Raw genomic sequence first — 24,247 nt, 5'->3', positions numbered from 1 at the left:
CCAAACTGGTGCTTTCCCTAGAGCTGGACCCTAAGGGGCAAGATTTAAGAAACCACAACATGAGCGGCATCTTTCTCGCTATCCGCTCTTGAAAGATGAGGTTCCAGCCCGGTGCGGCGACGGGCGGGCGGTGCGAAACCCTTGTACGCGGGCGCGATTGACTTTTGCGGCGTAACTCTTATAAGCCGCCGCACGTCCGGGTGAGCGACAGCTCGCCGGCTTGGCCGTGCCGGACAGCCACGCTCCCTTGCTGATACAGCAAATCCAAGAAGGGCCGCACACCGCGGTATTAAATAAATGTCGAAGCGTACCTATCAACCCTCGAAGCTTGTTCGCAAGCGCCGCCACGGCTTCCGTGCGCGGATCGCCACCAAGGGCGGCCGCAAGGTCATCCAGGCCCGCCGTGCGCGCGGCCGCGCTCGTCTCTCCGCCTGAGCTTTTCTCACGCTGGCGCAGGGGCAGTGGCGCATGCGCCGGCTGGCACCCTCAAGAGAGACCTTGGACGCATGACGTCTGGCGACCCACGAGACACTGCCGGGCGGCTGAAAAGCCGGCCGCAGTTCCTTGCCGTCCGCGAGGGCGAGAAGCGGAAAGGCCCGACCTTCCTGCTCGAAGTTCTTGATCGCAAGGATGCGGACGCTGCGCCGCGCGTCGGCTTTACTGTGACGAAGAAACACGGCAACGCGGTCGAGCGGAACCGCATGCGGCGACGCCTGCGCGAGGCCGTTCGGCTGAAGGCGGCGACCGCCATGAAGCCCGGACATGATTATGTTATTGTGGCCCGCCGCGATGTGCTCGGCATTCCCTTTGAGACTCTCACCGGCCAGTTGATCGATCGGATCGAAGGCCGGCGTGGCGATGGCAGGCCGAGGGCGCCTGCGCCCGAAAGACCCGAAAACGAGGTCGGACAGGGCCGAAAGACCGGCTCCAGGAAAGAATGATGGAAAAAAACCGCAACTACATCATCGCCATTGGCGTGTCGGTGCTCATTCTGATCGCCTGGCAGTTCCTCTATATCAATCCGAAGATGGAAGCCGAGCGCCTGGCGCAGCAGGCCCGCCAGACTGAACAGAGCCAGCAGCAGGCAAGTGGCCAGCAGCAGGCAGCGCCCGCGGCACCTGGCCAGGCCGCCGCCCCCGGCGCCGTGCCGCAAACGGCCGCCAGCCGCGACCAGGCAATCGCCCAGTCCGCCCGCGTGCCGATCGACACCGAGGCGCTCTCCGGCTCGATCAACCTGACCGGCGGCCGCCTGGACGACCTGAAGCTCAAAGAATATCACGAGACGGTCGACCCGAAGAGCCCGATCATCACGCTCTTCAGCCCCGCCGAAACGCAGGACGGCTATTTCACCGAGCTCGGCTATATCGGTGACGCCACCTCGGGCACCGCACCCGGACCGCAGACGGTCTGGACCGCGACCGAGGGCGCCAAGCTGACCAGCCAGACGCCGGTCACCTTGACCTACACCAACGACAAGGGCCTGACCTTCACCCGCGTGATCTCGGTCGACGACCATTTCATGTTCAAGGTCGAGGACACGATCGCCAATGCCTCCGGCGCGCCCGTATCGCTGTCGCCCTATGGCCGTGTCACCCGATTCAACAAGCCTTCGACCCCTTCCGTCTATGTCCTGCATGAGGGCTTCATCGGCGTGATCGGCGAGCATGGGCTGCAGGAGCTTGCCTATGGCAAGGTCGAGGACGCCGCACCGCGCGAGCCCGGCAAGGCCACCGGCGGCTGGCTCGGCATCACGGACAAATATTGGGCGGCCGCGATCGTTCCGCCCCAGGCCGGAGCCTACGATACCCGTTTCGCCCATTTCACCGATGGTCGCCCGCGCTACCAGGCCGATTTCCGCCAGGATGTCATAACGGTCGAGGCCGGCCAGTCGGTCAAGCGCGACACGCTGGTCTTTGCCGGCGCCAAGCAGGTGCCCCTCGTCGATGGCTATGAGACGAGCTACAACATCCCGCAATTCGACCTGCTGATCGACTGGGGCTGGTTCTACTTCATCACCAAGCCGATGTTTAAGCTGATGGATTTCTTCTTCCGCTTCTTCGGCAATTTCGGTGTCGCCATTCTGCTCACCACCATCGTCGTCAAGGCGCTCTTCTTCCCGCTGGCCAGCAAGCAATATGCCTCCATGGCCAACATGAAGAAGGTCCAGCCGAAGATGGAGGAGCTGAAGAAGAAGTTCGGCGACGACCGCATGGGCCTGCAGCAGGCGATGATGCAGCTCTACAAGGACGAGAAGATCAACCCGGTGGCTGGCTGCTGGCCGATCCTTCTGCAGATCCCGGTGTTCTTCGCGCTCTACAAGGTGATCTACGTCACGATCGAAATGCGCCATGCGCCGTTCTTCGGCTGGATCCAGGATCTCTCGGCGCCCGATCCGACGTCGCTCTTCAACCTGTTCGGCCTGCTGCCCTTTGCGGTTCCGCATGCGCTGATGATCGGCGTCTGGCCGCTGATCATGGGCGTCACCATGTTCCTGCAGATGCGCATGAACCCGACGCCGCCGGACCCGACGCAGGCGATGTTGTTCACCTACATGCCGCTGGTCTTTACCTTCATGCTGGCAAGCTTCCCGGCCGGCCTGGTGATCTACTGGGCGTGGAACAACACGCTGTCGATCATCCAGCAGGCCTTCATCATGAAGCGCCATGGCGCGAAGATCGAACTCTTCGACAATCTGAAGAGCCTGTTCTCGCGAAAACCGAAACCGGCGGAATAGCCGCCTTTTGTCCCGGCCGTTCCGGCATTAAGACAGACAGCAAGATCGCGCCCCGGGCCCCGCGCCCGGGGTTTTCGTTTCCGGATTTTCAACGAGGACGACGCCATGACCGACCCTGCTTCCCCCGTCGAGAAGCCGCTTTTCGGGAACCCCTGGATCTTCATCCGCGGTGTGCCGTCCATGCAATTCCTGCCGCCGGAAGGTCCTTTCGAGGTGGCCTTCGCCGGACGGTCCAATGTCGGCAAGTCGTCGCTGATCAACGCGCTGGTCGGGCAGAAGGGCCTTGCCCGGACGTCGAACACGCCAGGTCGCACGCAGGAGCTCAACTATTTCGTGCCGGACGGCTATTCCGGTGAAGGCGCCGACCTGCCGCCGATGGCGCTGGTCGACATGCCCGGCTACGGCTATGCCCAGGCTCCCAAGGCGCAGGTGGATACCTGGACCAAGCTGGTCTTCGACTATTTGCGCGGCCGGGCGACCCTAAAGCGCGTCTATGTGCTGATCGACAGCCGCCACGGGCTGAAGACCAATGATGACGAGGTGCTGTCGCTGCTCGACAAGGCGGCCGTGTCCTATCAGATCGTCCTGACCAAGACCGACAAGATCAAGGCCGGCGCCGTACCGCATTTGGTGGCCGACACGCTCGAAAAGATCCGCAAGCGGCCGGCAGCCTTTCCGGACGTGATCGCGACGTCCTCCGAGAAGAATGCTGGCCTGGACGATCTGCGCAACGCCATCCTGACGACGATCGGCCGCTAGGGACCTCGAAGCCGCACGGCTTTTTGAAGCGGGTGGAGGCAACCTCCCGAGCGAATCAGCGCGCCGTGGTGGCGAGAATCGGACCGGGGCCGCCGACGGTGTCGCGGAGCGTCCCGGCCGGTTCGAGGCTGAGAGTCAGCGCGGAGTCGCTGCCGAAGCGGCCGCGCAGCGCCGGCGGGACCGTCAGAGAGGCACTTGCGCGGTCGAGCGTGCCGAGCGAGACCGGCTCGCCGCCCTTCTGCGACAGCCAGAGCTCCATCGCGGCCCCGGTCCTGGCCGGGGACGCCGCCGGAATGAGGGTCAGTGCGCCGGAGGACGGGTCATAATCGGCCCGCAGAGCCAGATCGCTGCCGGCAACCGCCAGGCTCTTGCTCACCGGCGCATGGCCCGGCGTCACAAGACCGGATTGAGAGACGCCGATCGCGACTAGGCAGAAGCTTGCCACACCGGCGAGCCCTCGCCAAAAGCCTACCGAATTCCACAGCGATTTCGCGTTCGGCAGCGGCTTCCACAGCGCGACGGTCTCCCCCGCATCGCTCTTGGCACGCGGCCGGGCGGCCGGGGTTTCCGGACGGCGCGCCTTGCCGCGGCTCGGCGTCGCCCGGGTTTCAACCGCCATCATATTGCTCTGCCAGTGCGTGACCATGGCCGCGAAATTCCGGTCGAGCCGCATGCGGGCCTCGACCTTGCTGCGCTCTTCCGGCGACAGCACACCCAGCACATATTCGCCGGCGATCACCTGGTCGAGGCGGGAATCCCCGCGTTTGGCATTCTCTGTCGTCATGATCGAAACGCTCGCTGAAGACGGGCACCCGCCGAATAGGCTGTGGATCATACGCATGGTTAACACGGTTTTCCATCGTCATTTGCAGCGATGCGCGCTTTCGCGGAGACGCTGCCCGAACCCCTGCCATCACAGCGTTATCTTTCCGGCGGATCATTCCCAGGCTTGAAAACTTGCGCTAGATAGCGCCGCATCGATCCCCCGAAGGTGACCCTCCATGTCCTCTGAGACCGCCACCCCGACCGCCTCCGAAAGCGAAATCCAGGCGCGCCTGCTGGCGCAGGCCCTGCCGTATATGCAGCGCTACGAGAACAGGACGATCGTGGTGAAATATGGCGGCCATGCCATGGGCAATGCCGAGCTCGGCAAGGCCTTTGCCAGCGATATCGCGCTGTTGAAGCAGTCCGGCGTCAATCCGATCGTCGTCCACGGCGGCGGCCCGCAGATCGGCGCGATGCTGACGAAGATGGGCATCGAATCGAAGTTCGAGGGCGGCCTGCGCGTCACGGATGCCAAGACGGTCGAGATCGTCGAGATGGTGCTTGCCGGCTCGATCAACAAGGAGATCGTCGCGCTGATCAACCAGACCGGCGAATGGGCGATCGGCCTCTGCGGCAAGGACGGCAACATGGTCTTTGCCGAAAAGGCCAAGAAGACCATCGTCGATCCCGACAGCAATATCGAGCGCGTGCTCGACCTTGGCTTCGTCGGCGAGGTGGTCGAGGTCGATCGCACCCTGCTCGACCTGCTCGCCCGTTCGGAGATGATCCCGGTGATCGCGCCGGTGGCGCCGGGTCGTGATGGCGCGACCTACAACATCAATGCGGATACCTTCGCCGGCGCCATCGCCGGGGCGCTCAACGCCACCCGCCTGCTCTTCCTCACCGACGTACCCGGCGTGCTCGACAAGAACAAGCAGCTGATCAAGGAACTCTCGGTCGCCGAGGCCCAGGCGCTGATCGCCGACGGCACCATCTCGGGGGGCATGATCCCCAAGGTCGAGACATGCATCGAGGCCATCAAGGCCGGCGTCCAGGGCGTGGTCATCCTCAACGGCAAGACTGCCCATTCGGTCCTGCTCGAGATCTTCACCGAACACGGCGCCGGCACGCTGATCGTTCCGTGATCCAGGACGTTCTTTAGAGCGCTCGGAAACACCCTCTTTTCTTCGCCGCAAAGCTTTGTCATGATCACCTCATGACCCTGCTTCTCTTGCCCATTTCCGGAAGCGGGACAGAGGCTGAGCGACCACAAGACCCGCCGCCTCGTTCTCAATCCCTTTCCCTACGTCGTGTTTTACCGCATTCGTCGACAAGACGTCGCGATCCTGCGCGTCCGGCACGCTGCGCGACGCACCTTGACTCGCTTCTCCTGATAAGCGATCGCGATTCCCGCTTGCATCCCCTCTTGCGCATGGCATAAGGCGCCATGGCCTCCATCGAACGACTGCCGAGCGCTCAGGACTTCGCCCATGTCACCGACTGGGTGTTCGATCTCGACAACACGCTCTATCCACATCATGTCGATCTCTTCTCGCAGATCGACAAGAACATGACCGCCTTCGTGGCGGCGCTGTTGCAGATGGAGCCGGGCGAGGCGAAGGCGCTGCAGAAGCAATATTACCGCGACCATGGCACGACCCTGCGCGGCCTGATGGAGAACCACGGGATCGATCCGAGCGACTTTCTCCAAAAAGCGCATGCGATCGACTATACGGTGATCCCCGCTGATCAGGCGCTCGGCGAGGCGATCAAGGCGCTGCCCGGCCGCAAGTTCATCTTTACCAACGGCACGGTGGCGCATGCGGAGATGGCAGCCCGCGCGCTCGGCATCCTCGATCATTTCGACGATATTTTCGACATCGTCGCCGCCGATTACGTGCCGAAACCTGCGGGCGCGACCTATGACAAGTTCATGGCGCTCAACCGCGTCGATACGACCCATGCCGCCATGTTCGAGGATCTGCCGCGCAATCTGGTCGTGCCCAAGGCGCTCGGCATGACCACCGTTCTGCTGGTGCCGCGCAATTTCGAATATGAGTTTGCCGAAGCTTGGGAAAAGGCCGGCGACGAGCAGGATCACGTCGATTTCGTCACCGAGGATCTGGCCGGCTTCCTGCGTCGCCTGATCTGAGCTTCTTCGATTACCAAAGTTTAACTGGTCTTCCCCGCCCCTCCTCCTATCCTCGCGCATGGGACATCACCCGGCCGCCCTTCAAACGGTGGTCAGCACTGACGCAGGCGACAGGCGCCCGGAGCGGCGCGGCCTGCGAGGAAAGGACGATCATGCAGACGAAACGACTCCTTCTTGGCTTCGCCGCTCTCAGCCTTGCCGTGACCGGCGCGGTTGCGCCGAGCTTTGCGAAGAAGCCGCCGGAAGCGCGCGGCGAGCGGATGATCCGCTGGCTCGACACGAACAAGGACGGCAAGGTCTCGCTCGACGAGGCCGAGAATCGCGCCACGATTGCCTTTGCCGCCTTCGATGCCGACAAGGACGGCCAAGTCTCCAAGCAGGAGGTCGAGACGAAGCGCAAGGCGTTCCGCGAGGCGCGCCAGGCCTTGCGTGAGGCCCGCAAGAACGGCACCGATCTTGCCGCCGCCCGGGCCGAGCTGATGAAGTCGCGCCCGGCCATGCTGCCCGGCGCCGGCAGCCGCGGCTTCGATCGTGCCGATACGGACAAGAATGGCACGCTGTCCCTGGCCGAAGTAACCGCGCAGGTCGGCGAACGCTTCAAGAAGCGCGACCGCAATGGCGACGGTTTCCTCGATGCGAGCGACTTCGCCAAGCGCGGCTGAGATTCGCGATCCTGACCTCCATTCAACAGCCCGGCCGTGCCTCACGGCCGGGCTTTTTCGTTTCGCTCGCGAGACGCTTCCGCCTGCAACCATTCGTCGTCGAAGACCCGCTGCGCTATGGTCATCGACGCTTAACGCAACGACTCGACTCCGGTTGGCAGACATGCATTATGGTTAACATTCTTTTACATGTGGGGTGCCAAGCAACTCGGCCTTTGCTGGCCAAGCGCCTCCAAGTGAAAATTCGAAGATCGCCTTCATAGAAAGGCCCGCTTGAGCTTCGCTTTGCGGATCTTTGATCGTTTCTGTTAACGCATGAGCTTGGAGGAGCAACAATGAGCGGATCAGGCACGACAACAACGGGGGTCACGGCCACTGGCGACCAATACATCGACGGGTTACTTTCAGGTGAAAAATGGGCGGACGTGACGATCTTCTATTCGTTCTCCCTTTCGTCCGCTGCCTATAGCTACAGTTCGAGCGACGTTACCGACCTTCCGGCTCATTTCCGCGCCTATACCGCGCAGCAGAAGCTCGCCGCCGCCTTTGCTCTGGACGGTGGCTCGAACGCGGCGGCGGTCGGGTTCTCGGTCGAGGGTTTTACGTCCGCGAATATTCAGGGCTTGGGCGATGTCGACTCGACCAGCGGAACCCATATCCGCTTCGCCGGCACGACCAGCAGCAGCGTGGGGACTGCGCGCGTCGCAGACTTCCCGGGCAATGTCATCTCCTCGGATCGCAGCGACAACGGCGATATATGGACCGGCGCTGCCTATGACAGCAGGCCAATCTATGACTTGCGGACACCGCAAGCGGGCAACTATGCCTGGCTCACGCAGATCCACGAGATCGGACATGCGCTCGGCTTGAAGCATCCGCACGAGACGGGCTGGAGCTTTGGCGGCGTGCCGCAGAACATGGACATGATGGAGTTCACCGTCATGACCTATCGCTCCTACGAGAACGTCAGTGTTAATAGGGGCTTGACGAATGCTCAATGGAGCTTTGCGCAGACCTATATGATGCTCGACATCGCTGCGCTACAGACAATGTATGGCGCTGATTATACGACGAATGCCGATGCCACCGTTTATCGATGGACGCCGGGGTCGGGCGATACACTGGTCAACGGCGCAGTAGCGATCAATGCTGGCGGCAACACGATCTTCATGACGGTCTGGGACGGGGGTGGCAACGACACCTATGATTTCAGCGCCTATTCCTCTGCCCTCAGCATTGACCTCCGGCCGGGCAAGTGGTCGGTGCTCAATCTATCGCAGCTCGCGGATCTTGGGGACGGCCATACGGCGCGTGGCAGCGTTTTCAATGCGCTGCAATATCATGGGAATACGGCGTCTTTGATCGAGGACGCCATCGGCGGTGCGGGAAACGACGTGATCGTCGGCAATGAGATCAACAATGTTCTGACCGGCCAAGGGGGCAGCGACACCTTGCGCGGCGGAAACGGGTCGGACACGGCCTCCTACGCCACGGCGGCGTCGGCTGTCATTGCCAGCCTCGCCGACCCCGGCAGCAACAGCGGCGACGCGGCAGGCGATACCTACGACTCGATCGAAAACCTGCTCGGATCACAGTTCGGGGATACGCTGAGCGGCGATGCCTTCGCCAACGCGCTCAGCGGCGGTGGCGGAGATGATCTCCTGTCCGGTGCAGCCGGCGGCGATCAGTTGAATGGGGGTAACGGCTCGGACACGGCCTCCTATGCAAGTGCGTTAGTCGGCATCTTTGCGAGCCTCTCGAACCCCAGCAGCAACAGCGGCGACGCGGCAGGCGATACGTACGACTCGATCGAAAACCTGCTCGGATCGCAATTCAATGATACGCTGAGCGGCGATGGCCTCGCCAACACGCTCAGCGGCGGCGGTGGAGATGATCTCCTGTCTGGTGCAGCTGGCGGCGATCAGCTGAATGGCGGGGACGGATCGGACACGGCCTCCTACGCAAGTGCCTTAGCCGGCATCTTTGCGAGCCTCTCGAACCCCAGCAGCAACAGCGGTGATGCCGCAGGCGATACCTACGACGCGATCGAAAACCTGCTCGGATCACAGTTCGGGGATACGCTGAGCGGCGATGCCTTCGCCAACGCGCTCAGCGGCGGCGGCGGAGATGATCTCCTGTCCGGTGCAGCTGGCGGTGATCAGCTGAATGGCGGGGACGGATCGGACACGGCCTCCTATGCAAGTGCCTTAGCCGGCATCTTTGCGAGCCTCTCGAACCCCAGCAGCAATAGCGGTGATGCCGCAGGCGATACGTACGACGCGATCGAAAACCTGCTCGGATCACAGTTCGGGGATACGCTGAGCGGCGATGCCTTCGCCAACGCGCTCAGCGGCGGCGGCGGAGATGATCTCCTGTCCGGTGCAGCTGGCGGTGATCAGCTGAATGGCGGGGACGGATCGGACACGGCCTCCTATGCAAGTGCCTTAGCCGGCATCTTTGCGAGCCTCTCGAACCCCAGCAGCAATAGCGGTGATGCCGCAGGCGATACGTACGACGCGATCGAAAACCTGCTCGGATCACAGTTCGGGGATACGCTGAGCGGCGATGCCTTCGCCAACACGCTCAGCGGCGGCGGCGGAGATGACCTCCTGTCCGGTGCAGCCGGCGGCGATCAGCTGAATGGCGGGGACGGATCGGACACGGCCTCCTATGCCACGGCGGCGGCGGCTGTCATTGCCAGCCTCGCCAACCCGGGCAGCAATAGCAGCGACGCAGGAGGTGATACTTACGGTTCGATCGAAAACCTGCTCGGATCGCGATTCAACGATAGGCTGAGCGGGAATGCCTTCGCCAACACACTCAGCGGCGTCGGCGGGGATGATCTCTCGGGCGGCAAAGGTAAGGACAGCCTCCTCGGCGGTGCCGGCAAGGACAAGCTCGACGGCGGGCAAGGGATCGATGATCTGACGGGTGGCAGCGGCGCGGACATATTCCTGTTCGACGACGGTGAGACGGGGTCACGGAACAGCAGCGCGGATACGATCTTCGATTTTTCGCAAAGACAGCGTGACCGGATCGACATCAGCGACATCGACGCCAATACCAAAGCAAAGGGCGACCAGGCCTTCGATTTCATCGGCTCAGACAAGTTCGACAAGCATGCAGGCGAGCTGCGCTTCGTGCAGTCGAAATCCGATACCTATATAAGCGGGGATGTGAACGGCGACGGCAAGGCGGATTTCATGATCCACCTTGCCACTGCGCTCTCGCTGAAGGCCGGGTACTTCCTGCTCTGAAGGCGGGTATTCAGAGCTTTCCATGGTGCGAAGGCCAATAAACAGCCTTCGCGCCGACGCCTAAACACCGATCAGCCAACACCTGGCCTGCGCCGGAACGGAGCGGGCTCTGATACGACTCAGTGGCGCGCCTTTATCGTGATCTCGCCATCCTCTTCGCCGTCCCAATAGTGGGCACGCGCGGCGCGGACCTTGATCATCACCAGGCCGTCCGTATCGATGCCATCGGCGAACCAGGTGTCGATGTCCGGGGACCAGTGCTCGGCGAATGCGTCCTTGTCGCGCACCAGCTCCGCTTCGCCCTCGATGGCAATCAGGAAGGCCTTGGCGCCCTGGAAGCTGAGCGCCACCTTGGGGTCCTTCTTGATATCATCGACCATGCGGGTGTCTTCCATGGTGAAGTAATAGGAATCCCCGTCATAATCGACCTGCTGATTGTTGCTCATCGGCCGGCCGGCGATTGCCCCGCCCTCCGTGTGGGTGGAGAGCATGCAGATGTCGATCTCCCGGATCTTGGCTGCGAAGTCGGAAAGGGCGCGGTCGGCCATGGGCGTTGTCCTTGAAGGTTTGCTCGTTCGTTCGGTTCGAGCGGGACAACGCGTCAGGCCGCGTTCGGTTGCGCCACATTTCCTATCGATCGAGTGTCGCGAGCGGCAGGGAGGCCGGGTCGACGCTCGCATAGAAGCGCTCGATGATCGCCCAGGCCTCGTCTGCCGTTTCGACGAAGTGCATGAGGTCGACATCGCCAGGCGCAATCGTCCCGAAACGGGCGAGTGCCTCGAAATCGATGATCGAGCGCCAGAATTCCGCGCCGAACAGGATCAGCGGCACCAGCGCCATGCGCCCGGTCTGCATCAGCGTCACGGTTTCGAAGAGCTCGTCCAGCGTTCCAAACCCGCCCGGGAAGACGGTCACCGCCTTGGCGCGCATCAAAAAGTGCATCTTGCGAATGGCAAAGTAGTGGAAGTTGAATGAAAGCTCGGGCGTGACATAGGCGTTCGGCGCCTGCTCGTGCGGCAGCACGACGTTGAGGCCGATCGAGGGTGCACCGACATCGGCCGCGCCGCGATTGCCCGCCTCCATCACCCCCGGCCCGCCGCCGGTGACGATCACGAAATCCGTGTAGCCGGACTGCGCCGCATGACGGGAACAGATCTGCGCGAATTTCCGGGCCTCGTCATAATAGACAGAGGCAGCTTCCAGATTGGCGCGCTGTACCTCGTTCTTCGCCGCCCAGGCCGCCTGGCCGGGTGCCGGAATGCGCGCGCCACCGAACATAACGACGGTGGAGGTGATGCCGCGCTCGGAGAGTGCCATCTCCGTCTTCAGAAGCTCGAGCTGCAGTCGGATCGGCCGGAGTTCTTCCCGGCAGAGAAACTCCTCGTCGGCATAGGCAAGCCGATAGGAGGGAGATACGGATTGCGGCGTTTGCGGCACACCGGCGGCGCGGTTCTTTGCCTCGCCGCTGTCGGCGAGCGCGTCCCAGGCTCCATCCTTGCGTCGCAGGTTCTGCTTCTTCATGCGTGCCATTGTCAGTCCTGTCCGACATACGTCGTTGCTTGCCATTACCGGTGCGTCGTGGCGGGAGATAGACAATGCGCCACCGTCGCCCGCAACTGAAAAACGCTTCAACTTTGCCTGAGCTTCATTTACAGCGGGTGAGTTTTTTCCACGACCCCAGAGCCTCAAGAAGGACCCGCGATGACCAGCGCCGATCTCGCCACCCTTGCCCAGACGATCGACACCGCCTTCGACAATCGCGATGCGATCGGCACCGGCACCAAGGGCGAGGTGCGCGACGCCGTCGATGCCGCGCTCAACCTGCTCGACAGTGGCGAAGCCCGCGTCGCCGAGCGCGGCGCCGACGGCAGCTGGACGGTCAATCAGTGGCTCAAGAAGGCCGTGCTGCTCTCCTTCCGGCTGAATCCGATGGAGATCGTCAAGGGCGGACCGGGCCAGTCGGTCTGGTGGGACAAGGTGCCCTCCAAGTTCGACGGCTGGAGTGTCAATGAATTCGAGCGTGCGGGCTTCCGCGCCGTGCCGAACTGCGTCGTCCGCCGCTCGGCCTATATCGCGCCCAATGCCATCCTGATGCCCTCCTTCGTCAATCTTGGCGCCTATGTGGGCGAGGGAACGATGGTCGATACCTGGGCCACCGTCGGCTCCTGCGCGCAGATCGGCGCCCATGTGCATCTCTCCGGCGGCGTCGGGATTGGCGGCGTGCTGGAGCCGATGCAGGCGGGTCCGACCATCATCGAGGACAATTGCTTCATCGGCGCCCGGTCGGAAGTCGTCGAAGGCTGCATCGTGCGCGAAGGCTCGGTTCTCGGCATGGGCGTCTTCATCGGCAAGTCGACCAAGATCGTCGATCGTGCCACCGGCGAGATCACCTATGGCGAAGTGCCGCCCTATTCGGTGGTCGTCGCCGGCTCGCTGCCCTCCGACAAGACCATGGCCAACGGCCAGCCGGCCCCGAACCTCTATTGCGCGGTGATCGTGAAGCGGGTCGATGAGAAGACCCGCTCCAAGACCGGCATCAACGAGCTGTTGCGCGACTGATACGGACTCGCCTCAGCCCTTCGGCGTGAAGGGCTGGGGAATGCGCGCGGCACCCTGGCGGGAAAGCATCCAGCCCGGATATTCCGGCGGCAGGGCGCTCACCTCGTCGAGCTTGGCGAGATCGTCCGCATCCAGCGTCAGCGCCACGGCCTTCAGATTCTCGTCCAGCTGCTCGATCCGCTTGGCGCCGATGATGACGCTGGTGACGAAGGGCTTGGCGAGAATATAGGCGAGCGCCACTTCCGCGACGCTGGCCCCATGCTTGGCGCCAACCTCGCGCATCGCGGCGACGCAGGCCCAGGCGCGGTCCTTTTCGACCGGCGGAAAGTCGAAATTGGCGCGGCGACCCTCGCCATTGCCGGGTGCGCCCGGACCATACTTGCCGGAGAGCAGGCCGCCCGCAAGCGGCGACCAGACCATGAGGCCGATCTTCTCCTCGGTCAGCAGCGGCACGATCTCCCGCTCGAGATCGCGACCCGCGATCGAATAATAGGCCTGCAGGCTCTCGGCGCGGGCAAAGCCCTTGCGCTCCGAAATGCCGAGCGCCTTGGCGATGCGCCAGGCCTGCCAGTTGGACAGCCCGACATAGCGGACGAGGCCGCGCGAGACGAGATCGTCCAGCGCCCGCAGCGTTTCCTCGATCGGCGTCACCGGATCGGTGCCGTGGATCTGGTAGAGGTCGATATGGTCGGTCTGCAGCCGCTCGAGGCTCTGCTCGACCGAATCCATGATATGCCCGCGCGAGGCGCCGCGGTCATTGGGCTTGTCGCCCATCTGGCCGAAGACCTTGGTGGCGATCACCACATCCTTGCGGGCAACGCCGAGGTTCTTCAACGACTGGCCGAGCATCTTTTCCGACTGCCCGAAGGAATAGACATCCGCCGTGTCGATGAAATTGACGCCGGCGGCAAGCGCCCGCTCGACGATGCGGTCGGCCGAGGCCTGGTCGACATCGGCGATGGCACCCCAGGTGCTGCCGCTACCGGCTTCGCCGAAGGTCATGGTGCCGAGGCAGAGTTCGGAGACGAACAGTCCTGTATTGCCGAATTGATTGTAGCGCATGGAAATGCGTCCTTGCCGTTTCGGTTTGATCTGGGAGGCCGGCGCGTCCTGCGCCGGAACACCCAAACATAGCGCCGAAACCCCGCAATGCGAGAGCGGTCAAGGAAAGTAAAACTTACCTTTAAGCCGCTTCGACTTCGACCGTCACATGCGAGAGCGCGGCGATGTGGCTCAGCCGCTCGCGATAGAAGGCGGGCGGCGCCGGCTTGCGGGCGGCGAGCGAGACGATGGCGCCGTGATGGCCCGGTCCGAGCTGCCAGACATGCAGATCGTTGACCTCTGCGCCTTCCGCCTCGATGACGCGGCGGATTTCGCCCGACAGGTCGTCATCGCCGGGCACGAAGTCGATCAGCACGCGGCCGGTGTCTCGCATCAGGCCGAAGGACCAGCGGGCAATGACCAGCGCACCGAGTATGCCGATCGCCGGATCGAGCCAGATCCAGCCATAGAGCGAGCCGAGCAGCAACGCGGCAATGGCGAGCACCGAGGTCAGCGCATCCGCCAGCACATGCAGATAGGCGCCGCGCAGATTGTTGTCCTGCACCGGGCGCGAGGGTGCCTCGCCCGGGTGATGATGGCCGTGCTCCTGATGGTGATGGTGATCATCGTGATCGTGCCCATGCGAATGCTTGTGTCCATGATCATGGCCGTGACCATGCGAGTGCCCGTGGCCATGTCCGCCGAGCAGGAATGCGCAGAGGAGGTTGATCGCCAAGCCGAAGCTCGCCACTGCGATCGCTTGGCCGAAATCGATCGGCACCGGCGCCATCAGCCGCTTGGTGCTCTCGAAGGCGATGAACAGCGCGACCAGCGCCAGGACGACGGCACTGGCGAAGCCGGCGAGATCGCCGAGCTTGCCGGTGCCGAAGGTGAAGCGGGGATCGCGCGCATGCCGGCGGGCATAGAGATAGGCGAGCGCCGCGATCAGAAGCGCCGCAGCATGAGTCGACATGTGCCACCCATCCGCCACCAGCGCCATCGAGCCAAAAAGCGAGCCGGCGGCGATTTCGAGCACCATGGTCGTGGTGGTCAGCGCGATGACGATCCAAGTGCGCGTCTCATTGCGCCGATGGTCTTCACCGAGGAAGACATGCTGGTGCCGGCTCGACAGCCGCTCTTCATGATCGGTCATTTCAGATAGGTCCTCATGACATCGATGAGATCGGCCGCGCCCTGCGCGCGGTCCGGATCGGCCTCCCGGTCGGGATCAACCACATGGTTGCGAATATGATCCTCGATCAGCTCCGCCGTCAGGCCCGTGACCGCGCCGCGCACGGAGGCGACTTGATTGAGAATGACGCTGCACGCCTCCTCCGCCTCGATCGCCCGTTCGATTGCCTCGATCTGGCCTTTCAGCCGGCGCACGCGGGCGAGAAGCTTCGCCTTGGTCTTGGTAAGATGCGACATAGCATAGGGGGATACCCTATATGGCCCATTGTGACAAGCAGGGCCAGAGCGCCGTGACAGGCCGGCGGGGATCGGTTAGAGCTAAAAACAGATTCTCAAGGCCCGCCGCTTCATGACGTCCACGCCCTCTCTGTCCGACCCCGCCGATCTGCTGGCCAGGCTGATCCGCTGCCCCTCCGTGACTCCGGCCGAAGGCGGGGCGCTCTCGGCTCTGGCGGCGATGCTCTCGCCCCTCGGCTTTTCCGTCGAGCGGGTAACGGCGCGGGAGGACGGCACGCCGGATGTGGAAAATCTCTATGCCCGGCTTGGGAACGACGGGCCGCATCTGATGTTTGCCGGCCATACGGATGTGGTGCCGGTCGGCGACGAGGCCCAGTGGACGCATCCGCCCTTCGGCGCGGCGGTTGCAGACGGCATGATGTATGGACGTGGCGCGGTGGACATGAAGGGCGGCATCGCCTGTTTCGTGGCGGCCGTCGCCCGCTATACCGCCCGGCATGGCGCGCCCTCCGGGTCGATTTCGTTCCTCATCACCGGCGACGAGGAAGGTCCGGCGATCAACGGCACGCCGAAGCTGCTCGATTGGGCCGTCTCGCGGGGCGAGCGCTGGGATGCGGCGCTGGTCGGCGAACCTACCAATCCGCAGGCGCTGGGCGACATGATCAAGATCGGCCGGCGCGGCTCGCTCTCCGGCACGCTGACCGTGCACGGCATTCAGGGCCACGCCGCCTATCCGCATCTGGCCGACAACCCGGTGCGCGGCCTGCTGCTGCTGACGACCGCGCTGATGGACCCGCCCTTCGATGCCGGCACCAGCGACTTCCAGCCCTCCAATCTCGAGGTGACGACGGTCGATGTCGGCAATCCGGCGGTCAACGTCATCCCGGCGCGTGCGACCGCGCGCTTCAACATCCGCTTCAACGATCGCTGGTCGGCGGACAGCCTCAAAGCTGCGATCGTCGACCGGCTGGAGAAAGCCGCGGCGGCAGGCCCGCTCCGGCCGGATCGCGACCCCGTCCGCTACGAGATCGCCTGGACCGAGCGGCCGAGCCCGGTTTTCCTGACGCGCAGCAACCAGCTGATCGCCTCACTCTCCTCAGCGATTGCCGCCGTCACCGGCCGCGAACCGACGCTCTCCACCACGGGCGGCACCTCGGATGCGCGCTTCATCAAGGACCACTGCCCGGTGGTGGAATTCGGTCTCGTCGGGCAGACGATGCATATGGTGGATGAGCGCGTGGCGCTCTCCGATCTCGAAACCCTGACCGGCGTCTATCTGGCCTTCCTGGAGCGCTGGTTCGATCAGGAGGGAAGCACCCATGCCGCAGCTTGAGGAGGTCGGCATCTACCTCAAGGGTATCTGGCTGCTCGTGCAGGGCAAGTCGGAAGGCTTTCGCTGGCTGGACCTGACGGCGCGCGGCGTCTGGCGCTCCTTCGGCGCCATCCTCTGGTGCCTGCCGGCCATGGCGGTCAGCTGGGCCTCCTGGCGGCTGATGTTTTTGGCCGAGATGCCGAGCGGCAGCGAAGCCGGCATCGCCTTCATCTTCAAGCTCTTCCTGGTCGATGTCGTGACCTGGCTGATGCCGCTGATCCTCATCGCCGCACTCGCCGGCCCGCTCGGCTTTGCCGATGCGTTGATCGCCATCATCGTCTCGACCAACTGGCTGTCGATCCCGGTCTTCTACGGCATGGCCCTGCCGGCGGCGATCCGGCTCGTGGTGCCGGGCAGCGAGGGCCTGGCGGCCATGCTGTCGATCGCGCTGCTCGTCGCCATGCTGATCGCCACCTTCCGGGTGCTCAAAGCCGTAACGGGGGAAAACCAGACCTTGCTGGCCAGCACGCTTTGCGTGCTGCTCGTGCTCCCGCCGCTGATGGTCGGCAATATGCTGCAGCGCTTCTTCGACCTGCTGCCGCCATGAGTGGAGCGCCTCAGTAATCCACCTGCATGAAATAGAGGCCCTCCGGCGGCGCCACCGGACCGCAGGCCTTGCGATCGCGCGCCTCCAGCGCCGCGCGCACGTCCGCGACGCTCCACTTGCCCTCCCCCGCCAGCTTCAGCGTGCCGGCCAGCGAGCGGATCTGATTGTGCAGGAAGCTCTGGGCGCTGGCGCGGATCTCGATCATGTCGCCATCCTGCGTCACGTCCAGCCGATCCAGCGTGCGCACCGGGCTGTTGGCCTGGCAATGGGCGGAGCGGAAGGTGGTGAAGTCGTGCTGCCCGGTCAGCACCTGTGCCGCCTCGTGCATCCGCACCGCATCGAGCGGCTTGACCACCCACCAGACGCGCCGCGCCTCGAGCGCCGGCGGCGACCGGCGGCAGAGGATGCGGTAGAGATAGTGGCGGCGGATAGCGGAGAAACGCGCGTCGAAGCCGTCATCGACTGCTGCCACGTCGAGGACTGCCACCCGCTCGCCGGCCTGGCCGAGATGGGCGTTGAGCGCATTGCGCAGCGTTTCGGGCTTCCAGGCCCGCGATAGATCGGCATGCGCCACCTGGCCGCGGGCGTGAACGCCGGAATCGGTGCGCCCCGCCCCGCGGATCGAGACGGTCTCGCCGGTCAACCGCAGGATCGCGCCCTCGATCGCCCCTTGCACGGAAGCGCCATTGTCCTGCCGCTGCCAGCCGACATAGTCCCACCCGTCATATTCGACGGTCAGGCGGAAGCGCGGCATCAGAAGAGCCTCGTCCCGGCCGGGACCGGCGTGCCGCGACGGAAGGTTTCGGCATCGAGCACTTTGCCGCCGGCCTTCTGCAGCCGCGTCAGCCGCACCGACCCCGCGCCGCAGGCAATCGTCAGGTCGTCGAACAGTGCCGTGCCGACGGCACCGCTGGCAGTCTCCACCCGCGAGCCCAGCACTTTGACCCGCTCGCGACGGCCGCCGACGTCGAGCTCGAACCAGGCGCCGGGAAAGGGCGAGAGGCCGCGAATATGGTCATGGACCTCGCGCGCCGGCCGGGTGAAGTCGATATGGGTCTCCGCCTTGTCGATCTTGGCGGCATAGAGCACGCCGTCCTCCCTCTGCGGCGTCAGCGGCAGATCGTCCGCCTCAAGCTTGTCCATCGCCTGGCGCATCAGCCGCGCGCCGACAAGTTTCAGCCGGTCATGCAGGTCGCCGGCGGTCATCTCCTCCGGGATCGGCACGATATCGCTCAGCGCCACGGGGCCGGTGTCGAGCCCCTTCTCCATCTTCATGACCATCATGCCGGTTTCACGGTCGCCGGCCATGATCGCTCGCTGGATGGGGGCCGCACCCCGCCAGCGCGGCAGAAGCGAGGCATGGCCATTGTAGCAGCCGAGCCGCGTACCATCGAGAATGGCCTGGGGAAGCAGAAGCCCATAGGCGACGACGACGGCGACATCCGCTTCGAAAGATCGAAAGGTCTCGCGGTCGGCCTCGTCCCTGAAGTTGACCGGCGTCAGCACCGGCTTGCCGAGCAGCTCCGCCGCCTGGTGCACCGGCGACTTCTGCAGATCGAGCCCGCGCCGCCCGCCAGGGCGCGGCGGCTGGGTATAGACGGCGACGATCTCGTGCCCCGCCTCGGCCAAGGCGGCCAGCGTCGGCACGGAAAAATCCGGCGTTCCCATGAAAATGATGCGAAGCGGCATGGCGCGTCCCGTGTTGGTGGACCGTTCAAGCCCCTTCCGCAGCCGAGATCAAGCCTTTTTTCCCTGCCGCCAGGCGCTCGGGCTCATGCCGGCGAGGCGCAGGAACTCGCGATTGAAGTTGGATTTGGTCATGAAGCCGGCCTCGAAGGCCACCTGCGTCACCGCCATGTCGGTCTCTTTCAGCAGGGCCTTCGCGCGGGCGACCCGCAGTCCATTGACGTAAGCGGATACGGACATTCCATGCACGCGGTTGATGGCCTGCGAGACCGCTCGGGCCGGCCGCTTCAGCTTGCGCGCCAGGCGCAGGAGGTTGAGATCGAGATCTCGGTAGAGCGCGCTCTCTTCCATCAACCGGTCGATCTCGGCGGCCAGGGCGGCGTCTTCGGCGGTGGCGGTCAGGCCATCCTGGTCGGTCCCGCCCCTCACGTCGCCAATATCGGCGACTGTGGACGGTTCGGGGTGCTCAGGGGCGCCAGGCTGGGCGAAGGCGGCAGCGGAGGCGAACAGAATGAGGCTGATCGTGGTGCCGGTCGCGACCACCAGACCGCTATAGGCGCCACCCGTCCACGACAGATCGAGATTGATGACGAAATCGCAGAGCGCGGAGGCAATGAGCGTCCAGCCTGTGATCAGCATCGCACGGTGCGAGGGACCGACGCCCTCCAGCCGAGCGGTAGCCAATCGATCCGGCCCGCCGCGCGCCAGAGACACCAGCGCGATACCGTAAGCCAGGAAGTCGAGGATGATCAGCAAGCCGACCCCGTCCCGCCAGAAGAGCAGCAGACCGGCAGCGGCCAGGGGCCAGAGGAAATGCGGCAGATCCCCCCAGCTTGGCCGGGCTTCACCATTCACCAAACCCCGAAAGGCGAGGAAGGCGAGCGGCGGCACGAGCGTGCCGTTGAGCGCCATCGCCGGCAGCAGCGCGGTCAGGCCATAGCCCCAGCGGGCTCCGACCAGTACGGACTGCACACCATAGGAGGCAAGGAGCACAAGGAACCTGATGACCTCATCGCCGCGCTCGGCCGCGCCGCGCTGCAGCCTGGCGGCGAAGACGAAGAGCAGGATGGGGATGACGAAGGGAAGCGGAATGAGAAGCACGAGGAAACTCCGGCGGGTCTCGCCCAGGTTCGACCGCGAACCGGATCGGAGGCGACCTGAAACAGGTTCGAGGTCGCATCGTCCGCCCCTTTAAGGAGGATCAGGCGGTCCCTGCCGTGAACAGAAAAGGTTTCCCTCATGAAAGGCAAGATCCTCCTCACCGCCACCGGCACGATCGCAGCGCTGCTGCTGCTCGGCCAGGCGCTCACCCTGTTCGACCAGCCTGCTTATGCCTCCGTCCCGCTCGACCTGGCAGCGGTCGACAGGATCGACATTTCCGGCAGCGCAAGCCGCATCCGGGTCACCGCCGATCCAGCCCGGCGCTTCGAGGCGCGACTGACGGCCGAGCGGTCCGGCTGGGGGGTCTGGCGCTCGCTCTGGTATGATCCCACCTGCCGGCCGGAGACGGCGCTCTCCGTTGCAAACGGCACGGCGACGATCGACACCGGGCCCTCGACCGATCTCCTCGGCTGGGACGAGTGCCTGCCGACGCTGACCGCCAATATCCGGCCCGGTACGGCGCTCAAGATCGACCAGCAGGCCGCGAAGATCGAGCTCGCGGGCGATTTCTTGTCGGTGGATGTCAACGCCGCGGCCGGCGACATGCAGCTCGACGGACATGCCGAGCGTCTCACACTGACCGGAGCCGCGCTCCGCGCCCGTCTTGTCTTTGACACGGTGCGCAACAGCGAGACGATCCGGCTCCTCGGAACGATGATGCAGGCGAACCTTGTCTTCCCCCTGGGCACGGCCGTCAGCTATCTGGTGGAGACAACAGCCTCCTACGTCGACAGCCAGCTGCCGAACACGCCCGGCGCCAAGCCCGAGATCGAGATCCGCGGCAGCATGGTGCATGCGACCATCCGCTAGGGCCTGGCCTCAGATCGCCTTGGAGCCACGCAGCTTGGCGGCCTTGGTGAATTTGCGTACGACCATCTCCCGCTTGAGCTTGGAGATATGGTCGATGAACAGCACGCCGTTCAGATGGTCGATCTCGTGCTGCAGGCAGGTGGCGAGCAGGCCGTCTGCCTCCATCTGCCGCTCCGCGCCATCACGATCGAGATAGCGAAGCGTAATGGCAGCCGGACGTTCGACCTCCGCATAATAATCGGGGATCGAGAGACAGCCTTCCTCATAGGTCGAGCGGTCTTCGGAGGCGCCGAGGATCTCGGGATTGATGAAGACCTGCGGCGCCTTCTCCTCGCCCTCCTTGGCGACATCGATGACGAGGATACGGCGTGGCACGCCGATCTGGATGGCGGCCAGCCCGATGCCCGGCGCGTCATACATGGTCTCGAGCATATCGTCGGCGAGCCGCTTCACCGCATCGTCGACGCGCTCCAGAGGTGCGGAAACCTGGCGGAGGACGGGATCGGGGAGGATGATGAGCGGCTTGATGGTCATGGCGCTCTGATAACCGATCTTTTCGGGCCTGGGAATTGTGCGAAAGGCCGTGAAACGCTGAAATCTGTCACAGATCGTGGCGATGTTCCCCCTTTGATCTGGAATTTGCCGGCGATGCTGATAGCCTTGTCGTATGACAGAGCTTCTCTCCCGCTTCGCCGCCGCGACCGGTCTGCCACCGGCCGGTCTTCTCCTCGCGCTTGGGCTCGCCGGGCTCATCCTGCTGGCCCTGCTGGCGGCGCTGTTGAGCGCACGCGGCAGCCGCCGCCGGGCCGAAGAGGCGGATCAGCGGATGGCGGCACTGCTCGCCGCGCAGAGCGAGATGCAGGGGCGGATGGCGACGCTCGCCGAGATCTTCGGCAGCCGGCAGTCCGAGCTCAACCAATCGCTCAACCAGCGGCTCGACGGCATGACGCAGCGGATCGGCGCGACGATCGGCGAGCAGACGCGCACGACACATGAGAACCTGCGCCGGCTGCAGGAGCGGCTGGCCGTGATCGATGCGGCGCAGACCAACATCCAGACGCTTGCCAAGGACATGGCCGGTCTGCAGCAGATCCTTGCCAACAAGCAGACGCGCGGCGCCTTCGGCCAAGGCCGGATGGAGGCGATCGTTGCCGACGGGCTGCCGCAGGGCGCCTATGCCTTCCAGGCGACGCTTTCGAACGGGGCGCGGCCGGACTGCACGATCCGCATGCCGAACGGTCAGCCGCAGCTGGTGATCGATGCCAAGTTTCCGCTGGAAGCTTGGAACGCCATGCGCGCCGCCAAGGACCCCGAGGTGGCGCGCGCCAGCGCCCAGCAGTTCCGCCGTGACATGGAGGTGCATATCCGCGATATTGCCGGCAAATATCTCATCGCCGGCGAAACGCAGGAGACTGCCTTTCTCTTTGTCCCCTCCGAATCGATCTTCGCCGATATCCACGAACATTTCGAAAGCCTGGTGCAGAAGGCGCACAAGGCGCGAGTCGTCATTGTTTCCCCCTCCCTGCTCATGCTGTCGATCCAGGTGGTGCAGTCGATCTCGCGCGACCAGCGCATGCGCGAACAGGCCCATCTGATCCAGAACGAGGTCGTGCGGCTGATGGAGGATCTGACACGGCTCGACGACCGCGTGCGCAAACTGCATGGTCATTTCACCGCGACCCAGAAGGATGTGGACGAGATCCTGATCTCCTCCGACAAGGTGAAGCGCCGTGGCACGCGGATCGAGGCGCTGGAACTTGGCGAGCCGCCGGCCCCGCCTGCACCCGCCGCCGAGCCGCGCCTCGGCGCCTTGAAGCTGCGCGTGGTTGACGAGGACTGACCCGCTCGGGCAGTGTCGCCCGCGATCGCGCCGGTCAGGCGCCACTGTCGCTTCGGGAGGCTCTCATGATCACGGTGTTCGGTTCCATCAACATGGATCTCATCGCCACCACAGCGCGGCTGCCGAAGCCGGGCGAGACAGTGGAGGGCAACGGCTTCTCGACCGCGGCTGGCGGCAAGGGCGCCAACCAGGCGCTCGCCGCCACCCGCGCCGGCGCCACGGTCCGCATGGCCGGCGCCGTAGGCTCCGACAGCTTTGCCGCCGAGGCACTGGCCCTGATGCGCGAGGCCGGCACGGACCTCAGCACGGTCAAGACGGCGGATCTCCCGACCGGCACCGCCCATATCCTTGTCGGTGGCGACGGGGAGAACATGATCGTCGTCGTGGCCGGCGCCAATGGCACCATGACGGATGAGGACGCGCGCAACACCGTTGCCGCGCTCTCGCCGGGCGATACGCTGGTTCTACAGCTGGAGATCCCGACCGGCGCGGTGGAAACGGCGCTCAACGAGGCGCGGGAGCGCGGCATCCGCTCGATCATCAACATCGCGCCGCTCACCGAACATGCCGCCGCGCTCGGCCGCATGGCGGCCATCGTCGTGGCGAACGAGACCGAGTTCGAACGTCTCGCCGGACGCGATCGCCTGTCGGTGGACGAACGGGAGGTGGCGATGCGCACGCTGGTCGAAGAAACCGGCCAGACGGTGATCGTCACGCTCGGCGCCGAGGGCGTCGTGGCCCTGCATGAGGGTTCGTTCTTCCGTGCCGCCGGGCTGGTCATCGAGCCGGTGGACACGGTCGGCGCGGGCGACACCTTCTGCGGCTATCTGGCGGCCGGGCTCGACGCAGGCCTGCCTTTCCAGGACGCCTTGTCGCGCGCTGCCGCCGCGGGGTCGCTCGCCTGCCTGAAGCCGGGCGCGCAGCCGTCCATCCCGCTTGCCAGCGAGGTCAATGCAGCCCTCGGTCGGCTCTAAGATAGCAAGGGCTTTCCCTTCCGTCGGGGCCAATCGGGCGACGCTGTATAAGACAATCGGAACCAATCGCGCTGGCGCGGCGTTGAGGGCCGTCTTGCCTGCGCACGACGTCCGGCGCGTCCGCACCCGATTGTATCGCCGGAGCACATCTCACTGGAGAACCCTGATGGCACCGTCCGCCGATTCCGAAATCACGGCTCTGCGCGAGGAAGTCTCGCGCCTGTCGAAGATCATTTCCGCGCAAAGCGCGCGCGCCTACAGCGACACGCGCGACAAGGCCAGCGAAGCCTATGAAGCTGCGCTGCCCCACGCCCGCCGGGCGATCGACCAGGTCAAGGCGGAAGGCAGCGCCGTTGCCGAGGCCACCCGCGAGCATCCGCTCGGCATCGGCGGCGTCGTCGTTCTCGCGACCGCACTCGGCATGCTGGTCGGCTATGCGCTCGGCGCCGCTACCCAGTCGGAGCCGCGCAGCTGGTGGCGCGACTACTTCTGATCGACGC

Annotated in this window: 25 protein-coding genes and 1 pseudogene; 16 read left to right on the top strand and 10 right to left on the bottom strand. The window is 64.5% G+C overall.

Translation table 11 applies throughout. The features are described 5' to 3' along the window. The first annotated feature begins 297 nt into the window (after positions 1 to 297). The 4 genes from rpmH to yihA all read left to right on the top strand — a co-directional run bounded on the left by rpmH (position 298) and on the right by yihA (position 3,493). Complete coding sequence (rpmH, locus tag ACLE20_RS10420) at positions 298 to 435, top strand: 50S ribosomal protein L34 (RefSeq protein ID WP_323106326.1); 138 nt, start codon at positions 298 to 300, stop codon at positions 433 to 435. A 71-nt stretch (positions 436 to 506) separates the two neighbouring features. Further along, complete coding sequence (gene rnpA / locus ACLE20_RS10415) at positions 507 to 941, top strand: ribonuclease P protein component (protein ID WP_410940200.1); 435 nt, start codon at positions 507 to 509, stop codon at positions 939 to 941. Then, positions 941 to 2,734, top strand: coding sequence for a membrane protein insertase YidC (gene yidC, locus ACLE20_RS10410; protein ID WP_410940235.1), 1,794 nt, complete (start codon positions 941 to 943; stop codon positions 2,732 to 2,734). Before rnpA ends, yidC begins: the two co-directional genes overlap by 1 nt. Before the next feature lie 105 nt (positions 2,735 to 2,839). Further along, on the top strand, positions 2,840 to 3,493 hold the full coding sequence (yihA, locus tag ACLE20_RS10405; protein ID WP_410940199.1) for a ribosome biogenesis GTP-binding protein YihA/YsxC: 654 nt from the start codon (positions 2,840 to 2,842) through the stop codon (positions 3,491 to 3,493). A 55-nt stretch (positions 3,494 to 3,548) separates the two neighbouring features. Here yihA and ACLE20_RS10400 read toward each other — a convergent pair whose 3' ends face one another. Continuing rightward, complete coding sequence (locus ACLE20_RS10400) at positions 3,549 to 4,277, bottom strand: anti-sigma factor domain-containing protein (RefSeq protein ID WP_410940198.1); 729 nt, start codon at positions 4,275 to 4,277, stop codon at positions 3,549 to 3,551. A gap of 217 nt (positions 4,278 to 4,494) precedes the next feature. Between ACLE20_RS10400 and argB the strand changes: the two genes are divergently transcribed. The 5 genes and pseudogenes from argB to ACLE20_RS10375 all read left to right on the top strand — a co-directional run bounded on the left by argB (position 4,495) and on the right by ACLE20_RS10375 (position 10,329). Continuing rightward, complete coding sequence (argB, locus tag ACLE20_RS10395) at positions 4,495 to 5,403, top strand: acetylglutamate kinase (protein ID WP_410940197.1); 909 nt, start codon at positions 4,495 to 4,497, stop codon at positions 5,401 to 5,403. A 108-nt stretch (positions 5,404 to 5,511) separates the two neighbouring features. Beyond that, positions 5,512 to 5,652: pseudogene (locus ACLE20_RS10390) on the top strand (type II toxin-antitoxin system RelE/ParE family toxin); the annotation flags it as partial. Between the two features lie 53 nt (positions 5,653 to 5,705). Beyond that, on the top strand, positions 5,706 to 6,410 hold the full coding sequence (locus ACLE20_RS10385) for a pyrimidine 5'-nucleotidase (protein WP_410940196.1): 705 nt from the start codon (positions 5,706 to 5,708) through the stop codon (positions 6,408 to 6,410). 152 nt (positions 6,411 to 6,562) lie between these two features. After that, entirely contained in the window at positions 6,563 to 7,072 is a 510-nt protein-coding gene (locus ACLE20_RS10380; RefSeq protein ID WP_410940195.1) for an EF-hand domain-containing protein, read from the top strand. A 425-nt stretch (positions 7,073 to 7,497) separates the two neighbouring features. Then, positions 7,498 to 10,329: a M10 family metallopeptidase C-terminal domain-containing protein gene (locus ACLE20_RS10375; RefSeq protein WP_410940194.1), complete on the top strand. Its 2,832-nt coding sequence runs from the start codon at positions 7,498 to 7,500 to the stop codon at positions 10,327 to 10,329. Between the two features lie 119 nt (positions 10,330 to 10,448). Here the strand turns inward: ACLE20_RS10375 and ACLE20_RS10370 are convergent, their stop codons facing one another. Then, positions 10,449 to 10,877: a pyridoxamine 5'-phosphate oxidase family protein gene (locus tag ACLE20_RS10370; RefSeq protein ID WP_410940193.1), complete on the bottom strand. Its 429-nt coding sequence runs from the start codon at positions 10,875 to 10,877 to the stop codon at positions 10,449 to 10,451. An 82-nt stretch (positions 10,878 to 10,959) separates the two neighbouring features. Continuing rightward, positions 10,960 to 11,859 (bottom strand): LOG family protein, encoded by a 900-nt coding sequence (locus tag ACLE20_RS10365; protein ID WP_410940192.1) that lies wholly within the window; start codon positions 11,857 to 11,859, stop codon positions 10,960 to 10,962. 171 nt (positions 11,860 to 12,030) lie between these two features. On the opposite strand from ACLE20_RS10365, the gene dapD reads away from it, so the two are divergent. After that, positions 12,031 to 12,888 (top strand): 2,3,4,5-tetrahydropyridine-2,6-dicarboxylate N-succinyltransferase, encoded by an 858-nt coding sequence (dapD, locus tag ACLE20_RS10360; protein WP_410940191.1) that lies wholly within the window; start codon positions 12,031 to 12,033, stop codon positions 12,886 to 12,888. Between the two features lie 12 nt (positions 12,889 to 12,900). Here the strand turns inward: dapD and ACLE20_RS10355 are convergent, their stop codons facing one another. From ACLE20_RS10355 to ACLE20_RS10345, 3 genes are all read right to left on the bottom strand, one after another. Next, positions 12,901 to 13,950 carry an aldo/keto reductase gene (locus ACLE20_RS10355; RefSeq protein ID WP_410940190.1) on the bottom strand — a complete coding sequence of 350 codons (1,050 nt, stop codon included), beginning with the start codon at positions 13,948 to 13,950 and terminating at the stop codon, positions 12,901 to 12,903. 121 nt (positions 13,951 to 14,071) lie between these two features. Continuing rightward, complete coding sequence (gene dmeF, locus ACLE20_RS10350) at positions 14,072 to 15,082, bottom strand: CDF family Co(II)/Ni(II) efflux transporter DmeF (RefSeq protein WP_410940189.1); 1,011 nt, start codon at positions 15,080 to 15,082, stop codon at positions 14,072 to 14,074. Further along, positions 15,079 to 15,357: a metal/formaldehyde-sensitive transcriptional repressor gene (locus ACLE20_RS10345; protein WP_410940188.1), complete on the bottom strand. Its 279-nt coding sequence runs from the start codon at positions 15,355 to 15,357 to the stop codon at positions 15,079 to 15,081. Before ACLE20_RS10345 ends, dmeF begins: the two co-directional genes overlap by 4 nt. A 112-nt stretch (positions 15,358 to 15,469) precedes the next feature. Between ACLE20_RS10345 and dapE the strand changes: the two genes are divergently transcribed. Together dapE and ACLE20_RS10335 are read left to right on the top strand one after the other, a co-directional pair. Beyond that, positions 15,470 to 16,690 (top strand): succinyl-diaminopimelate desuccinylase, encoded by a 1,221-nt coding sequence (gene dapE / locus ACLE20_RS10340; RefSeq protein ID WP_410940187.1) that lies wholly within the window; start codon positions 15,470 to 15,472, stop codon positions 16,688 to 16,690. Further along, entirely contained in the window at positions 16,677 to 17,276 is a 600-nt protein-coding gene (locus ACLE20_RS10335; protein WP_410940186.1) for a hypothetical protein, read from the top strand. The genes dapE and ACLE20_RS10335 overlap by 14 nt, the downstream gene beginning before the upstream one ends. Before the next feature lie 10 nt (positions 17,277 to 17,286). Here ACLE20_RS10335 and truA read toward each other — a convergent pair whose 3' ends face one another. The 3 genes from truA to ACLE20_RS10320 are packed head-to-tail and all read right to left on the bottom strand — an operon-like array spanning position 17,287 to position 20,063. After that, positions 17,287 to 18,030 carry a tRNA pseudouridine(38-40) synthase TruA gene (gene truA / locus ACLE20_RS10330; RefSeq protein ID WP_410940185.1) on the bottom strand — a complete coding sequence of 248 codons (744 nt, stop codon included), beginning with the start codon at positions 18,028 to 18,030 and terminating at the stop codon, positions 17,287 to 17,289. Further along, the gene (gene fmt / locus ACLE20_RS10325) at positions 18,030 to 18,965 is read right to left on the bottom strand and encodes a methionyl-tRNA formyltransferase (protein ID WP_410940184.1); all 936 of its coding nucleotides are present in this window, start codon (positions 18,963 to 18,965) and stop codon (positions 18,030 to 18,032) included. The genes truA and fmt overlap by 1 nt, the downstream gene beginning before the upstream one ends. A gap of 48 nt (positions 18,966 to 19,013) precedes the next feature. Further along, complete coding sequence (locus ACLE20_RS10320; RefSeq protein WP_410940183.1) at positions 19,014 to 20,063, bottom strand: helix-turn-helix domain-containing protein; 1,050 nt, start codon at positions 20,061 to 20,063, stop codon at positions 19,014 to 19,016. 138 nt (positions 20,064 to 20,201) lie between these two features. Here ACLE20_RS10320 and ACLE20_RS10315 point away from each other — a divergent pair, with 138 nt between their 5' ends. Beyond that, a complete protein-coding gene (locus tag ACLE20_RS10315) occupies positions 20,202 to 20,933 on the top strand; it encodes a hypothetical protein (protein WP_410940182.1) in 732 nt (243 codons plus the stop codon). A 9-nt stretch (positions 20,934 to 20,942) separates the two neighbouring features. Here the strand turns inward: ACLE20_RS10315 and def are convergent, their stop codons facing one another. Next, positions 20,943 to 21,467: a peptide deformylase gene (gene def, locus ACLE20_RS10310; protein ID WP_410940181.1), complete on the bottom strand. Its 525-nt coding sequence runs from the start codon at positions 21,465 to 21,467 to the stop codon at positions 20,943 to 20,945. A 133-nt stretch (positions 21,468 to 21,600) separates the two neighbouring features. Between def and ACLE20_RS10305 the strand changes: the two genes are divergently transcribed. From ACLE20_RS10305 to ACLE20_RS10295, 3 genes are all read left to right on the top strand, one after another. Beyond that, positions 21,601 to 22,773, top strand: coding sequence for a DNA recombination protein RmuC (locus ACLE20_RS10305; protein ID WP_410940180.1), 1,173 nt, complete (start codon positions 21,601 to 21,603; stop codon positions 22,771 to 22,773). A gap of 65 nt (positions 22,774 to 22,838) precedes the next feature. Continuing rightward, positions 22,839 to 23,747, top strand: a complete 909-nt coding sequence (locus tag ACLE20_RS10300; RefSeq protein ID WP_410940179.1) for a ribokinase — start codon at positions 22,839 to 22,841, stop codon at positions 23,745 to 23,747. Positions 23,748 to 23,913: 166 nt separating this feature from the next. Next, the gene (locus ACLE20_RS10295) at positions 23,914 to 24,240 is read left to right on the top strand and encodes a hypothetical protein (protein ID WP_410940178.1); all 327 of its coding nucleotides are present in this window, start codon (positions 23,914 to 23,916) and stop codon (positions 24,238 to 24,240) included. Positions 24,241 to 24,247: the final 7 nt, after the last annotated feature.

Source organism: Rhizobium sp. YIM 134829, assembly GCF_046546455.1.
Note: the sequence above shows the minus strand (reverse complement) of the source record. Positions and strands in the feature narration are given on the sequence as shown.

Coding starts and splice junctions, on each gene's coding strand:
- rpmH (WP_323106326.1), top strand. CDS start 298: ATGTCGAAGCGTACCTATCAACCCTCGAAGCTTGTTCGCAAGCGCCGC.
- rnpA (WP_410940200.1), top strand. CDS start 507: ATGACGTCTGGCGACCCACGAGACACTGCCGGGCGGCTGAAAAGCCGG.
- yidC (WP_410940235.1), top strand. CDS start 941: ATGGAAAAAAACCGCAACTACATCATCGCCATTGGCGTGTCGGTGCTC.
- yihA (WP_410940199.1), top strand. CDS start 2,840: ATGACCGACCCTGCTTCCCCCGTCGAGAAGCCGCTTTTCGGGAACCCC.
- ACLE20_RS10400 (WP_410940198.1), bottom strand. CDS start 4,277: ATGACGACAGAGAATGCCAAACGCGGGGATTCCCGCCTCGACCAGGTG.
- argB (WP_410940197.1), top strand. CDS start 4,495: ATGTCCTCTGAGACCGCCACCCCGACCGCCTCCGAAAGCGAAATCCAG.
- ACLE20_RS10385 (WP_410940196.1), top strand. CDS start 5,706: ATGGCCTCCATCGAACGACTGCCGAGCGCTCAGGACTTCGCCCATGTC.
- ACLE20_RS10380 (WP_410940195.1), top strand. CDS start 6,563: ATGCAGACGAAACGACTCCTTCTTGGCTTCGCCGCTCTCAGCCTTGCC.
- ACLE20_RS10370 (WP_410940193.1), bottom strand. CDS start 10,877: ATGGCCGACCGCGCCCTTTCCGACTTCGCAGCCAAGATCCGGGAGATC.
- ACLE20_RS10365 (WP_410940192.1), bottom strand. CDS start 11,859: ATGGCACGCATGAAGAAGCAGAACCTGCGACGCAAGGATGGAGCCTGG.
- dapD (WP_410940191.1), top strand. CDS start 12,031: ATGACCAGCGCCGATCTCGCCACCCTTGCCCAGACGATCGACACCGCC.
- ACLE20_RS10355 (WP_410940190.1), bottom strand. CDS start 13,950: ATGCGCTACAATCAATTCGGCAATACAGGACTGTTCGTCTCCGAACTC.
- dmeF (WP_410940189.1), bottom strand. CDS start 15,082: ATGACCGATCATGAAGAGCGGCTGTCGAGCCGGCACCAGCATGTCTTC.
- ACLE20_RS10345 (WP_410940188.1), bottom strand. CDS start 15,357: ATGTCGCATCTTACCAAGACCAAGGCGAAGCTTCTCGCCCGCGTGCGC.
- dapE (WP_410940187.1), top strand. CDS start 15,470: ATGACGTCCACGCCCTCTCTGTCCGACCCCGCCGATCTGCTGGCCAGG.
- ACLE20_RS10335 (WP_410940186.1), top strand. CDS start 16,677: ATGCCGCAGCTTGAGGAGGTCGGCATCTACCTCAAGGGTATCTGGCTG.
- truA (WP_410940185.1), bottom strand. CDS start 18,030: ATGCCGCGCTTCCGCCTGACCGTCGAATATGACGGGTGGGACTATGTC.
- fmt (WP_410940184.1), bottom strand. CDS start 18,965: ATGCCGCTTCGCATCATTTTCATGGGAACGCCGGATTTTTCCGTGCCG.
- ACLE20_RS10315 (WP_410940182.1), top strand. CDS start 20,202: ATGAAAGGCAAGATCCTCCTCACCGCCACCGGCACGATCGCAGCGCTG.
- def (WP_410940181.1), bottom strand. CDS start 21,467: ATGACCATCAAGCCGCTCATCATCCTCCCCGATCCCGTCCTCCGCCAG.
- ACLE20_RS10305 (WP_410940180.1), top strand. CDS start 21,601: ATGACAGAGCTTCTCTCCCGCTTCGCCGCCGCGACCGGTCTGCCACCG.
- ACLE20_RS10300 (WP_410940179.1), top strand. CDS start 22,839: ATGATCACGGTGTTCGGTTCCATCAACATGGATCTCATCGCCACCACA.
- ACLE20_RS10295 (WP_410940178.1), top strand. CDS start 23,914: ATGGCACCGTCCGCCGATTCCGAAATCACGGCTCTGCGCGAGGAAGTC.